The organism is Streptomyces iconiensis, from assembly GCF_028657195.3.
GTDB lineage: Bacteria > Actinomycetota > Actinomycetes > Streptomycetales > Streptomycetaceae > Streptomyces > Streptomyces iconiensis.
Genome location: NZ_JANCPR020000013.1, coordinates 140,459 through 153,675 on the forward strand (window position 1 = coordinate 140,459; position 13,217 = coordinate 153,675).

The following is a 13,217-nucleotide window of genomic DNA, read 5'->3' on the forward strand; positions in this document are numbered from 1 at the left end:
CGTGGATCCGGACGCGGACGGGCAGGAAGGCGCGGTCCCTGTCGGTGCCGTGCTGGGCGGTGGCGTTCCCGCAGGTGTCGTTCCGGTCGGGAGCGGGGTCGGCGGGGGCGGCCTGAGCGTGGAGGCAGCGCTCCGGTACGCGTCCCGCTGAACGGACGGTGACCTGGTGGTGCGGGGCGCGCGGGGCTAGCGTGCGCGGGCGGTGTGCGCCACACCGGGGCCGCTCCGTCGCACCTGTGCCATCCCGTGCCATTCCGTGCCATTCAGCGTCTGCCCGTGTTCCGCGAAGGGGACCCATGCGCCCGCGTATCCCGCTCGCCGCCGCGACCGCCATTCTGGCCCTGGCCGCCTCGGCGCCCAGCTCCGTCGCCGCTGCTGGCACGTCCGGTCCGCCCGTAGTACGTCACGGGCACGCCTGCTCGCCGTCCGTCGCGCTACGGGGCTACTCGGACGCGCTCGACAAGACCGAGTACCAGGGGCACCCCGTCACTGGGATCTCCGCGCTCGCGCAGGACACCGAGGGGCACGCCGCCGCGCTCTCCGACCGCTCCGTGCTGTTCTCCCTCGACGTGCGGGGGAACACCCCGCGTACGACCGGAGCCGTGGCCCTCGCCGACGGCAACGGGGCGCCGCTGGACTCCGAGGGGCTCGTCGTCGAGCGTGACGGACAGCGCCTGGTCACCTCCGAGGCCGAGCCCTCCGTACGGCGGCACGCGCGCGACGGGACGTTCACAGGGCAGCGCCTGCCCGTTCCGGAAGCGCTGAGGGTCGCACCACAGGGACGCGCGCAGCACAACCAGACCTTCGAGGGGCTGACGGCGCAGCCGGGCGGCCGTGTCCTGATCGCTTCCATGGAGGGGCCGCTGACGGGCGACGGCACGGACGCGAGCGGGCGTCAGCTGGTCCGGTTCCAGACCTGGCAGCGGACGCACGGCAGCCACGGGAGCTACGGGCTCTCGCGCCAGTGGGGCTACCCCGTGGACCGCGCACTGGGGGTCGCCGAGGTCGCAGCGACGGGCGACGGACGCCTCCTCGTTCTCGAACGCGGCTACGACGTGGAGGCCGGCGCCAACACGATCCGGCTCTACTTGGCCGACCCCCGCGGTGCCGACGACGTACGCAGCGTGGACAGGCTCACGGGCGAGAACGGCACCCACATGGTGCGCAAGACGCTCCTGGCCGACCTCGGCGACTGCCCCGACCTGGGAGCGCCCAACCCGTCGCCCCAACCCAACCCGCTCCTCGACAACATCGAGGCCCTGGCCGTCATGGGCCACGCGCGCGATGGACGCCTCCGCCTGCTGCTGGCCAGTGACGACAACGAGCGGGCCGAACAGGTCACGCGCCTCTACGAGTTGACCGCGCGGCTGCCCCACCCGTAGGCGTGCGCCACCTCGTCCCCGTACGGGGCGCCACCCCGACCCGTACGGGCGCCGCCGCACCTCGTACGGGCGCCCGGGGTACTCGTATGCGCCCCTGGTTGTAGGGCACGCCGGTCCGTGGTCCTAAGGCCCTGGTCGTGACTTCCTCGCGCCGGTCGGTCGGCGGGATGAAAACCCGACACTCGTACGTTGGGCCCTTCGGGCAGGTGAACGGCGACGTGAAGGGAAGCGGTGTGGCGCGCACGGCGACGAAGGAAGGGTCCGGGCAGCCGGGCTGGGCCAGGCGACTGGCCGGCTACTGCTGGCGGTACAAGCGTGCGGTGACGCTGGCGCTCGGCGCCTCACTGGGCGGCATGGCCGTCATGGCGCTCGTGCCGCTGCTGACCAAGGTGATCATCGACGATGTCGTGGTCGGCGGCGAGGGTGGACTGTGGGTGTGGGTCGGTCTGCTGATGGCCGCCGCCGGCGTGGTCTACGTCCTCACCTTCGCGCGGCGCTATTACGGAGGGCGGCTCGCGCTCGACGTCCAGCACGACCTGCGTACCGAGATGTACCGCTCGATCGTCAGGCTCGACGGCCGCAGCCAGGACGAGCTGTCCACAGGGCAGGTCGTCGGGCGCGGCACCAGCGACCTCCAGCTGGTGCAGAGCCTGCTGTTCATGCTGCCCATGATGATCGGCAACATCCTGCTGTTCCTCGTCGCGCTCGTCGTGATGCTCTTCCTCTCGCCACTGCTGACCCTCGTCTCGGTCGCCGTCTTCCCGCTGCTGTGGTGGATCGCCGACCGCAGCCGCAAGCGCCTCTTCCCCGCCACCTGGTACGCACAGCAGCAGGCCGGCGCCGTGGCCTCCGTGGTCGACGGCTCCGTCACCGGCGTACGCGTCGTCAAGGGCTTCGGGCAGGAGGGCCAGGAGACGGGCAAGCTGCGCGCCATCAGCCGCACGCTCTTCGCGGGCAGGATGCGCACGGTGCGGCTCAACGCCCGCTACACCCCCGCCCTTCAGTCGATCCCGTCGCTCGGACAGGTCGCCATGCTGGCGCTCGGCGGCTGGATGGCCACGCGCGGCCAGATCACCCTGGGCACCTTCGTGGCCTTCTCCACGTACCTCGCGCAGCTCGTCGGCCCCGTCCGGATGCTCGCCATGATGCTCACCGTCGGGCAGCAGGCACGCGCCGGTGTCGAACGGGTCTACGACCTCATCGACACCGAGCCGCAGATGGCCGAGAGCCCCACGGCCGCCGCGCTGCCCGAGGACGCCGACGCCTCCGTCGAGTTCGACGACGTCACCTTCGGATACGCCTCCGGCACGCCCGTGCTGGACGGCTTCAGCATGCGCATAGAGCCCGGTGAGACCGTCGCGCTCGTCGGTACCAGCGGCAGCGGCAAGTCCACCGTCTCGATGCTGCTGCCGCGCTACTACGACGTCACGGGCGGCGCTGTGCGCGTGGGCGGCCAGGACGTACGCGAACTGACCCTGGACTCCCTGCGCTCGGCCATCGGCCTCGTCCCGGAGAACAGCTTCCTGTTCTCCTCGACCATCCGCGAGAACATCGCCTACGGCGCACCCGACGCCACCGACGCACAGATACGGGCCGCGGCGCGGGCCGCCCAGGCCGACGGGTTCATAGAGCAGCTCTCCGACGGGTACGACACCACCGTCGGCGAGCAGGGACTCAGCCTCTCCGGCGGCCAGCGCCAGCGCATAGCGCTCGCCCGTGCCATCCTCACCGACCCGCGCCTGCTGCTCCTGGACGACGCGACCTCGGCGGTCGACGCGCGGGTCGAGCATGAGATCCATGAGGCACTGCGCGGGGTGATGGCGGGCCGTACGACCCTGCTCATCGCCCACCGTCAGTCGACCCTCGCGCTCGCCGACCGTATCGCCGTGCTCGACGGGGGACGGCTCGCCGACATCGGTACGCACGAGGAGCTGACCGAGCGCTGCGCGCTCTACCGGCGCCTGCTCACCGACCCCGACGAACTGGGCGAGGTCGACCGCGACCCGGCCGGCATGGCGGTGCACGACGCGCACAACGCCGTCGGCGGTGTCACGCCCGAACTGTGGGTGCGCGCGGATGACGGCGAGGACGACGGAGGGGGCGAAGGCGGAAGCACGGCGACGGGTGCCGCGGGACAGACAGGACGGCCCGGCAGCTTCGGCTCCGAGCTGGCCGCCATGCCAGGCAGCCCCGAACTGCTCGCCAAGGTCGCGGCGTTGCCGCCGGCCAACGACGTTCCGGACATCGACGAGGCGGCTGCCGAGCGGCGCGAGGACTCCTACGGGCTGCGGCGGCTGCTGCGCGGGTTCGGCGCTGCGCTGGGTCTGGCGCTGCTGTTCGCCGCGCTGGACGCCGGGTTCGGACTCGCGCTGCCCGTGCTGATCCGGCACGGCATCGACGACGGTGTGGAAAAGGGCGCGCTGGCGGCCGTCTGGCTCGCCTCTGGGCTGGCGCTGGCCGTTGTGCTCACCCAGTGGGCCGCGCAGTACGGTTCGCTGCGGCTGACGGGCCGTACCGGCGAACGGGTGCTCTACTCCCTGCGCGTGAAGATCTTCGCGCAGCTCCAGCGGCTGGGGCTCGACTACTACGAGCGGCACCTCGGTGGTGCCGTGATGACCCGTATGACGACCGATGTGGACGCGCTGTCCACGTTCCTCCAGACGGGGCTCGTCACCGCCGTCGTCTCCCTCTTCACCTTCCTCGGGATCCTCGTCGCCCTCCTGGTCATCGACGTCCAGCTCGCGCTGGTCGTCTTCGCGACGCTGCCGCTGCTGGTCCTGGGCACGGTCTTCTTCCGCAGGAAGAGCGTGAAGGCGTACGAACTGGCGCGGGAAAGGGTCAGCGTCGTCAACGCCAACCTCCAGGAGTCCGTCGCCGGACTCCGGATGGTGCAGGCGTTCCGCGGGGAGGAGCGCGGCGCCGACCAGTTCGAGCGGCGCAGCGACGGCTACCGCAGGGCGCGGGTGCGCGGCCAGTGGCTGATATCCGTCTACTTCCCGTTCGTCCAGCTCCTCGCCTCGCTCGCCACGGCAGCCGTGCTGGTCGTCGGTGCGGGCCGGATCGAGAACAGCACGCTCACGGCGGGCGCCCTGGTCGCCTATCTCCTCTACATCGAGCTGTTCTTCGCGCCCGTTCAGCAGCTCTCGCAGGTCTTCGACGGGTACCAGCAGGCAGCCGTCTCGCTGCGCCGCATCCAGGAGCTGCTGCGCGAGGAGACCACCACACCCGAGCCGGCGGCCCCGCGTTCCCTCTCCGGGCTGCGCGGCGACATCACGTTCGAGGACGTGCACTTCCGCTACACGACGGCGGACGAGGCGGCGCCCGAGGGCGAGCCTGTGAAGAGCGAGGCCGTCAAGAGTGCGGCCGTGAAGAGCGAGGCCGTCACTAGCGGTCCCGTGAAGAGCGCGGGCGGGCACGGTGCCACCGGGCGCGGGACCGAGGTGGAGGCGCTCTCCGACATCCGGCTGACGATCCCGGCCGGGCAGACGGTCGCCTTCGTGGGCGAGACCGGCGCGGGTAAGTCGACGCTGGTCAAGCTGGTGGCGCGGTTCTACGACCCCAGCGAGGGCACCGTCCGTGTGGACGGTATGGACCTGCGTGACGTCGATCTGACCGCCTACAGGCACCACTTGGGCGTGGTGCCCCAGGAGCCGTATCTGTTCCCGGGCACGGTGCGTGATGCCATCGCCTATGGGCGGATGGACGCCACCGACGCCGAGGTGGAGGCGGCGGCGCGGGGCGTGGGCGCGCACGACATGATCGCCTCGCTCTCGGACGGCTACCTCCACCAGGTGGACGAGCGCGGCAGGAACCTTTCGGCCGGACAGCGCCAGCTGATCGCCCTCGCGCGCGCCGAACTCGTCGATCCCGGCATCCTGCTGCTCGACGAGGCCACGGCGGCGCTCGACCTGGCCACCGAGTCCCTGGTCAACCAGGCAACGGACCGCCTCGCCAGGTCACGTACCACCCTCGTCGTCGCGCACCGCCTCACCACGGCTGCCCGCGCCGACCGCGTCGTGGTCCTCGACCACGGACGCGTGGCGGAGGACGGCACCCACGAGGAGCTGCTTGCCCTCAACGGCCGCTATGCGCGCCTGTGGCGCACGTTCACGGGGGAGTGGGAGCCCGGCGTGGAGACGGAGCCGGGAGCGGGCACGGAGCCGGGAGCGGGCCCGGGCACGGGCACGGGGCCCGGAGCGGACAACGGGCCCGGGACGGAACCGGAGGCGGAGTCGGCGTCGGTGAACGTCTGACCCCGGAAGCCCGAGGCCGGGAGCCCGAGGGTTCGGGCGCGCGGGAGAGTCCTGGAGCCCGAGGGTTCTGAAGCCCGGGGGGTCCCGGAGGCCCGTGGGCCCAGAACCCAAGGCTCGGGGCCTCGGGCACCGGGCCTTTGGCCTCGGCCCAGGACTGGTCGGACGGGTCCGGCTAGCCGGGTTGGTCCGGCTGGTCGGGTTAGGAGCCGCGCCGTGCGGCGGCGGCGAACTCGGCCAGGTAGGGCTCTTCCGCGGGGTCGGGGCGGTCCGAGGCGTTGAGGGCCCGGTGCCACCACGGGTAATAGGCCGGGAGTTGCGAGACCGTGGTGATGGTCTCGTGCTCCTGGTCGGTCAGCCGCAGTTCCCCGGCCGCCAGGTTGTCGCGCAGATGGTCCTCGGAACGGGCGCCGAGAACGATGCCCGTGACGCCGGGCCTGCGCAGGAGCCAGGCGAGCACGACGCGCGGGACCGAGACGCCGTGGCGCTGCGCGATGCCGTCGAGGGTCTCGATGACGGAGTAGGCCCGCTCCCAGTCGGTCACGTGGGGTTCCGGCCAGTCGGTGCCCTGCCGGGTGGTCGCCGGAGTCTCCTGGCCGCGCCGTACCTTTCCGCTGAGCAGCCCTTCCCCGAGCGGGCTCCAGACGAAGGTGCCGATACCGAGGTCCCGGGCGGCGGGCAGGATCTCGTACTCGATCTCGCGTGCCTCAGGTGTGTAGTACATCTGCTGGACAACGGGCTCCGTCAGCCCCAGCGACCGCGCGGTGTGGACGGTCTTGCTCAGCTGCCACGCGCTGTAGTTCGAGGTGCCGAGGTAGCGGACCTTGCCGTCCCTGACGAGCGTGTCCAGCGCTGCGAGTGTCTCCTCGACGGGGGTCAGGCCGTCCCACTGGTGCGTGTAGAGCAGGTCCAGGTGGTCGGTCCGCAGCCTGCGCAGGCTGTTCTCGACCTCGCGGAGGATGTGGTGGCGGCTGGCGCCGCCGTCGTTCGGGCCGTCCCCGAGCGGCATCCGCACCTTGGACGTCAGCACGATGTCGTCACGCCGCCCCGCCAGCGCCTGCGCGGTGATCTCCTCAGCCTGACCGAAGGAGTACATGTTCGCGGTGTCGACCAGGTTCACCCCGTGGTCGAAGGCGATGTCGAACAGCCGCCGGTAGGCATCGGCGTCCAGCCCTGCCATCTGCGCGAACTGCGGATCGTTGCCGGCGGTGAGCGTACCGAGGGCGAATCGCGAGACCTTGAGCCCCGAACGCCCGAGCGCGACGTAGTCCATCTTCCCTGCCTTTGCCTTTCGGTTCACCGGACATGTGCCGGCTTCCGGGTACCTCAGCGGGCACGTTCGACAACCGCCGTCCCGTTGTTCTCTCCCGGGTCAGGGCCGGACGGGGGTGGCCGGGGAGAGGTCGAGGGCCCATTGGACCGGTTCAGGGCGGCTGCCGTCGTTCAGCTCGCGCTCCCACTGGGCGTCGACCTGACGGCGGGCCTGTGCCTCCATCTCGGTGGGCAGGAGGTGCCGATAGCGGCTCTCCTCGCCGAGCAGGACCCGGACCGTCCTCTCGTAGACGGGTTCGGGGTCGTACTGCTCATGGGGAAAGGAGAGCTGCGAGTAGTCGAAGAGGCGCTGTGCCGGGTCGTCCCGCCAGGACTTCCACGTCTCGAACATCGTGTCGTTGAAGCCCGTGAGGAAGGGGCCCGGATTGATCGTCGCGACCGTGACTCCGAACTCGGCCAGCTCCTGGTCCAGTGCGTCGGCGAACGCTTCCACGGCGTGCTTGGACCCCGCGTAGGCGCCGGTGAACGGGTCGACGGTCAGCCCGGCGACCGAGGACATGAAGACGATCCGGCCGCTGCGGCGTGCGGCCATCCGCTTGGCGAAGCCCTGTGTGAGCAGGACGGGGCCGAAGACGTTGACCTCGAACTGGCGTCGCAGCCGCTCGGCGGGGATGTCCACCGTCGAACCGCCCTCGGAGATGCCCGCGTTGTTGAGCAGGACGTCCACGTCCCAGGTCCACGCGTTCTCCCGGTCGCCCGGGTCGGTGACGTCCAGCTTCTCCACCCGTAGCGTGACGCCTCGCTCGCTGGCCGCGGCGCGTACGGCGGCGACCTGGGCGACGATCTCCACGCCCGCGATCACGTCGTGCCCGCCCCCAGCGAGCCGCAGCGCGACCTCCCTGCCGAATCCCGTACCGGCCCCGGTGATGAGGATGGTTCCCGTCATGCCCCTGCCGCCTCTCTGCCCTCGCGTGCGGGTCCCCGCTCCCTGCGGGCCCCCTGCGGGAGCGATCCGGGGACGAGCAAAGGGGGACTTTTCATGCCATGCAGAACATCGCCCATTTTATGATCCGACGGCGCCATACCGCACGGCCGAGTGCCGGACCGGACGGGGCCGGGCCGTCCGGCGGGCGAGCGGGGGCGGGGGCGGCGGTGCGGGTGTGCGTGCCGCGCCGTGGCCTGCGGCGGGAGGCGAGGGGGGCGTCAGCCGTTCCGGGCCGGTTGCGGATGAGTCAGCCGCCCTGGCGCCGGTTGCGGGGGTGTTCACGGGCGCGGCGTTCGTTGCCCCGTTTGTAGTCGCCGGTCCAGCGGGCCATGACCTGCTGGGGCTCGGAAGCGGTCACCTCGGCGAGGAACCGGTCGGCGCGGGCGCCCCGGAGTGGTCACGGGGGCGCCGTGGTGGGTGATCACCACCGAGCCGTCCGGACGGCGTTCGTGGGCGAAGCCATGCGGTGAGGGCACGCGCCGACCGTACGCTCAGCTCGCGCAGAGGGCGACGAGATATTCGTCGACGGTCTGGACCTGGCCGTAGGGAAGCGGCTCGTCACCGGTGCGCCAATGGATCGCGGAAATCTCGGAGTTCGGCGCGAAGGGGAGGGCGCGCTCGGTACTGGCGGTGTACAGGGCGCCGTAGAGCACCCGTTGCTCGGGACCGAGCGCGGTCCTGGCGAAGCCGACGAAGCGCAGCGCCTCGGGACGCACGGTCTGCCCGGTCTCCTCGCGCAGTTCGCGCGCCGCGGCATCGCGCGGTGTCTCGCCGGCTTCGATGCCGCCGCCCGGCAGCTCCCAGCAGTCCCTGGCGCGCTCGTAGACCATCAGCAGCCTGTCCTCGTGCCACAGGGCGAGCAGCGCGAAGCGGACGGGCGCGTCCTCGAACCGCGCGTCCTCCGGGTCGTGGTGGAAAGAGAGCAGGCGCATCCCGCGTGGCCCCACGGCGAGAGGTGCGGGCTGGGACGGTGTCGCGGCATCAGTCATGGCCGGAAGGCTAGTAGGCGGCTCCGACAGTGGCCGGTTCGGGACGGCGGGAGCGACCGCTCAGCGGTGAGCCGGATCCCGTATACGTACTCCGCCGGGTAACTGGGTCTGGCGGAGCGGGGGTTACGCCGATAGGTTCACGACGACTTTTGGCGACTTCAGGGGAGGGTGAATGCGTAAAACGCTCAGATGGTTGCTGTCGCTCGTGGTGCTCATAGGCACCGTGAGTATCGGCAGCGCCTCAGCGGGGGCCGCCGCCACAGCGGACGGTACCGACATCAAGGACCGCATACTCGCGGTGCCGGGGATGAGCCTCATCGAGGAGAAGCCGGTCGACGGCTACCGCTTCTTCGTTCTCAACTACGAGCAGCCGGTCGACCACAGGCACCCTTCCAAGGGCACCTTCAAGCAGCGGATCTCCCTGCTGCACAAGGGCGAGGACCGCCCCACCGTCTTCTTCACCTCCGGGTACGACCTGAACACGCAGCCCCGGCGCAGCGAGCCGACGCAGATGACGGACGGCAACCAGGTCTCCATGGAGTACCGCTTCTTCACGCCGTCCCGGCCGAAGCCCGCCGACTGGTCCAAGCTCGACATCTGGCAGGCGGCCAGCGACCAGCACCGGATCTTCAAGGCCCTCAAGAAGATCTACAGCAAGAACTGGATCGCCACGGGCGGCAGCAAGGGCGGTATGACAGCGACCTACTTCCGCCGCTTCTACCCGAACGACATGGACGGAACCGTCGCCTACGTCGCGCCCAACGACGTACGGAACGACGAGGATTCGGCGTACTACAAGTTCTTCAAGAACGTCGGCTCCAAGGAGTGCCGCGCCAAGCTGAACGGTGTGCAGCACGAGATCTTCGAGCGGCGCGGCGAGATGGTGCCGCGCCTCAAGAAGTGGGCCAAGGAGAACGACTACACCTTCAAGCTCGCCGGCAGCGCCGACAAGGCGTTCGAGCTGATCGCGCAGGACCTGGTCTGGGGCTACTGGCAGTACCACCTGGAGTCCGAGTGCGACCAGGTGCCCAGCGAGAAGGCGTCGACCGACGAGCTGTACAAGTGGGCCGACGAGATCGGCGGCTGGTCAGCAGGTACCGACCAGGGCATGCTGCCGTACACGCCGTACTACTACCAGGCGGGCACCCAGCTCGGCGCCCCCGACTACGAGGAGCCCCTCCTCGACGACGTGCGCAGGTACCCGGGCCTCAACAAGCCGCGCACCTACGTGCCGCGCGACATCCCGATGCGCTTCAACAAGCACGACAAGGCGATGCGCGACGTCGACCGCTGGGTGCGTCACCACTCCTCGGAGATGCTCTTCGTCAATGGTGAGAACGACCCGTGGAGCGCCGAGCCGTTCCGTCCCGGCAGGCACACGAAGAACACCGCTGTCTACACGGCCCCCGGCCAGAACCACGGGGCCAACATCGCCAAGCTCGCCGAGGACGACCGCGCGAAGGCCACACGCGCGCTGATGAAGTTCGCCGGCCTCGACATCGACCCGGGCGCGAAGACGAAGCGCCTCACGAAGTACGACAAGAAGCTGGACCGTCCTGACAAGGACGAACTGACGCTGCGCCCGTAACGGCACCGTCGGCGCAAGACTCGCGGGCCGCGGTGACGGGGAAGACCCCGCCGTCGCGGCCCGTTCCGTGCACCGGCCGCCCATGGGGCACGCACCCACCCGCGTGGGCCGGCCCCCGCAGAGCACGTGCGGGCCGCGGCGCGCCCCGTGTGCCGGGGCCAGCTGCGCGCCGCCGCACGCCCGTTCACACGCGGTAGGCGCAGCCGACCGGTCGCGTGCCGCCGAGGTCGATGTACAGGTCCGTGTCGGGCGGGCAGCGGTCGCGCTCGGTGACGCGCCGGTCGACGCGGAACTCGGGCGGGTGCCGGCCGGGCACCGCGTCACAGGGGGTCTCCTTGACCTCGCTGTCGCGACCTGTGGTGTAGACGCAGTCGCCGACGACGGTGAGCGGTCCGCCGCCGCCCCCGGGGTCGCCGGGGTGCGGGGCCTCCAGGGCGCGCATGCAGGCGTACCCCCTGGTCACGCCGGCGTCGCCGCTGTCGTCGGAGGCGGGGCGGCGCTCGCTGATGTGCAGTACGTAGTCCGTACGGGCCGGGCAGCGCGGCCCGTTGGCGCGGGTGCCCTCATGGCGTGCGATGACCTTCGCCGCCGCGCGCTCGCCCTGGCAGGGCACCTCCTCGACCCGCTGCCTGTTACGGGTGCCGCACTCGCCCCGTGCGAGGAAGGCGCCCGGCCCGGTGGCCGGTGCGGAGGCGGTCGCATGGGCGCTGCCGCCCGTCCCCCCGCCCGAACCGGCCGACCCGGCACAGCCGTTGGCGGCGAGCGCGAACACCATCGCGCAGCCGGCCGTCAGCACGGCCGCGCGCATCACATGGATACGCATGGTGCCCGGCTCCCCCCGGTCGTTCCCTCGCCGCCCGCGTACCGCGGCGCTCCCCGACGCCTTACGCCGGGTCCTCGCCCCTTTCCCGGCGCGCTTCCAGACTGCACGGGGCGCGGACGTGCGGACCATACGTCGATGGAGTGACCCGCCACCGGCGCAGTTGGAGGGGGCGCACCGGTGGCGGTGTTACCGCCTGCCGCGGGCGGTGGAGAGGGTGGTCAGCGACGCAGCCAGCAGCGAGGCCGACACCGTGCCGCGGCGACTCAGGCGGTACGCCGTTGGGACGTCCGGCGGCGGGTGAAGGTTCCGGGAATTCCACTCCTTACGGAAAAACCCCAGAAATGGTGTGCCTGTGGAGGAAGTTACCCACGAGGGCGGAGCGCACATCGGTGACCGCTCGCCCGGTGGGCCGTGCGCGGCTCGTACGCGGCCTTGTGCGGTCCCTGTGCGGCCGTACGCGGGCTGTGTCGGTCGGCGTGCGGTCGGCGTGCGGTTCAGGCCGCCTCGGCCAGCAGCTCCAGCAGGTGGGCGCGTACGCGGGGCAGCAGCGCCGGCAGTTCGGGGATGTCGGGGTACCAGCGCTTCTCGTACTCCCAGCACAGCCAGTCGCCGTTCCCGCTCCCACTCCCGGCCGCGCCTCCGTTCCCCTGCGCGGACCCGTCGGTTCCGCCCTTCCCGCCGTCGCTTCCTGCCGAGCCCAGGTCGCTGCCACGGGTGAGGAGTTCGACGACCTCGGCGAGCGGCAGGACGCCGTCGCCCGGTGGCAGGGGAGTGGAGTCCTCGCGCGAGGCGATGTCCTTGACCTGGACGTAGCCGAGGTACGGCGCGAGCAGCCGGTGTGTCTTCTCCGGGTCCTCGCCGCCACGCCAGGTGTGCATCACGTCCCACAGCACCCCGGCCGAGGGGTGCTCGACCCCGCGCAGTACGCGCGCGGCGTCGGCGCCCGTGCGGTGCGAGTCATGGGTCTCCAGCAGAACGCGTACCCCGAGGTCGGCGGCCATCGAGGCCGCCTTCGTCAGGCGCCGTACCGCCGTCGCGTCGCCCTCGGCGATCCCCGCTTCGCCGCCTCCGGGGAAGACCCGCGCGTACGGTGCTCCCAGGTCGCGGGCCAGCTCCAGCAGCGCGCGCACCCGTGAGAGAACGGGCTCGTCCTCGCCGCTCTCGGCCACACGCGGGTATCCGGCAACGCACAGGATCGCGATCCCGGCGTCCTTGAAGCGCTCCACCACCTCGACGCGCTCGCTCAGACCGAGGCCGGGGTGCACCGGCTCCTCGGGGTGTGCGCGCAGCTCCACCCCGTGGAAGCCGTTGTCGGTCGCGAGGCGCAGCACCTCGGGAACGGGCAGGCCAGGGACGCCGAGAGTGGAGAAGGCGAGTCGCATGCGCTCAGAGGACCAGATGCCAGTCCTGTCCGACAAGGTCCCTGCCGTAACTGCGGTGGTGAGTCTCCGCCGTCTGGACGAACCCGGCGTCCAGGCACAGCCCCCGCGCGGCCACCAGCACGTTCTGGCCGCGCAGCACCAGGGCGCGGTAGCCGACCCCGCGGGCGAACCCCACACACTCGGCGAGCAGGCGCCGCCCCAGGCCACGCCCGCGCGCGTACGGCTCGACGAGCAGCAGCCGCAGCCGCGCGGTCGAGGGCGCGGAGCCGTCCCGTACGCACATCGCGCAGCCCGCACGCTCCCCCTCCAGCTCCGCGATCCAGACGCGCTCCAGGAGCGGATGGTGGTCATCGGCGAAGGCGGCGACGACCCGCGCGCAGTGCGCCTCGAACCTGGCGTCCCAGCCGAACTCCCGCGCGTACACGGCACCGTGGCGCTCGACCATCCAGCCGAGGTCGCCCGGCCGCGGGGACCGGAGCACGGCGGCGTCCGGGTCGGGGGTGAGGCCCGGGAACACGGCAGCCATGGTTCTCCTCTCGCGCCCGC

9 protein-coding genes and 1 pseudogene are annotated in these 13,217 nt (G+C 71.4%); 3 read left to right on the forward strand and 7 right to left on the reverse strand.

What is annotated here, in order from left to right; translation table 11 throughout:
* Positions 1–296: 296 nt before the first annotated feature.
* Both NMN56_RS15500 and NMN56_RS15505 read left to right on the forward strand, forming a co-directional pair.
* The gene (locus NMN56_RS15500; protein WP_274043836.1) at positions 297–1,382 is read left to right on the forward strand and encodes an esterase-like activity of phytase family protein; all 1,086 of its coding nucleotides are present in this window, start codon (positions 297–299) and stop codon (positions 1,380–1,382) included.
* A 233-nt stretch (positions 1,383–1,615) separates the two neighbouring features.
* Positions 1,616–5,635 (forward strand): ABC transporter ATP-binding protein, encoded by a 4,020-nt coding sequence (locus NMN56_RS15505; RefSeq protein WP_430542591.1) that lies wholly within the window; start codon positions 1,616–1,618, stop codon positions 5,633–5,635.
* Positions 5,636–5,834: 199 nt separating this feature from the next.
* On the opposite strand, the gene NMN56_RS15510 is transcribed toward NMN56_RS15505, so the two are convergent.
* The 4 genes and pseudogenes from NMN56_RS15510 to NMN56_RS15525 all read right to left on the reverse strand — a co-directional run bounded on the left by NMN56_RS15510 (position 5,835) and on the right by NMN56_RS15525 (position 8,878).
* A complete protein-coding gene (locus tag NMN56_RS15510; RefSeq protein ID WP_274043838.1) occupies positions 5,835–6,932 on the reverse strand; it encodes an aldo/keto reductase in 1,098 nt (365 codons plus the stop codon).
* A 72-nt stretch (positions 6,933–7,004) separates the two neighbouring features.
* Positions 7,005–7,850: an SDR family oxidoreductase gene (locus NMN56_RS15515; protein ID WP_274043839.1), complete on the reverse strand. Its 846-nt coding sequence runs from the start codon at positions 7,848–7,850 to the stop codon at positions 7,005–7,007.
* Between the two features lie 286 nt (positions 7,851–8,136).
* Positions 8,137–8,365 (reverse strand): annotated as a pseudogene (locus tag NMN56_RS15520) (hypothetical protein).
* Between the two features lie 15 nt (positions 8,366–8,380).
* Complete coding sequence (locus NMN56_RS15525) at positions 8,381–8,878, reverse strand: NUDIX domain-containing protein (protein ID WP_274043840.1); 498 nt, start codon at positions 8,876–8,878, stop codon at positions 8,381–8,383.
* A gap of 172 nt (positions 8,879–9,050) precedes the next feature.
* On the opposite strand from NMN56_RS15525, the gene NMN56_RS15530 reads away from it, so the two are divergent.
* Positions 9,051–10,466 carry a S28 family serine protease gene (locus NMN56_RS15530; RefSeq protein ID WP_274043841.1) on the forward strand — a complete coding sequence of 472 codons (1,416 nt, stop codon included), beginning with the start codon at positions 9,051–9,053 and terminating at the stop codon, positions 10,464–10,466.
* Positions 10,467–10,650: 184 nt separating this feature from the next.
* On the opposite strand, the gene NMN56_RS15535 is transcribed toward NMN56_RS15530, so the two are convergent.
* The 3 genes from NMN56_RS15535 to NMN56_RS15545 all read right to left on the reverse strand — a co-directional run bounded on the left by NMN56_RS15535 (position 10,651) and on the right by NMN56_RS15545 (position 13,197).
* The gene (locus tag NMN56_RS15535) at positions 10,651–11,289 is read right to left on the reverse strand and encodes a hypothetical protein (protein ID WP_274043842.1); all 639 of its coding nucleotides are present in this window, start codon (positions 11,287–11,289) and stop codon (positions 10,651–10,653) included.
* A gap of 494 nt (positions 11,290–11,783) precedes the next feature.
* Complete coding sequence (locus NMN56_RS15540; RefSeq protein WP_274043843.1) at positions 11,784–12,671, reverse strand: sugar phosphate isomerase/epimerase family protein; 888 nt, start codon at positions 12,669–12,671, stop codon at positions 11,784–11,786.
* A gap of 4 nt (positions 12,672–12,675) precedes the next feature.
* A complete protein-coding gene (locus NMN56_RS15545) occupies positions 12,676–13,197 on the reverse strand; it encodes a GNAT family N-acetyltransferase (protein ID WP_430542584.1) in 522 nt (173 codons plus the stop codon).
* Positions 13,198–13,217: the final 20 nt, after the last annotated feature.